Genomic DNA, 203 nt, shown 5'->3' with positions numbered 1-203 from the left:
CGCCGTACAGAGGGTGAGGAAAAGGATGCCGATACCAAGGCGCTTGAAGGTGATCTTTCGGCCAACCTTGGTATGAAGGTCACCTTGAGCCATACTGCAGGCGGGGAGGGTGGCCAGTTGACCGTCACCTATGAAACCCTCGACCAACTGGATGAGCTATGCCGGAAACTGGGCGGTCACTGATCGGCCACAAGCTCCGCAAG

At 57.6% G+C, this 203-nt stretch carries 1 pseudogene; it reads left to right on the top strand.

The features are described from left to right. Window positions 1–183: pseudogene (locus A3728_RS21045) on the top strand (ParB/RepB/Spo0J family partition protein); the annotation flags it as partial. Window positions 184–203: the final 20 nt, after the last annotated feature.

Source organism: Sulfitobacter sp. HI0040, from assembly GCF_001634885.1.
GTDB lineage: Bacteria > Pseudomonadota > Alphaproteobacteria > Rhodobacterales > Rhodobacteraceae > Sulfitobacter.
Note: the sequence above shows the minus strand (reverse complement) of the source record. Positions and strands in the feature narration are given on the sequence as shown.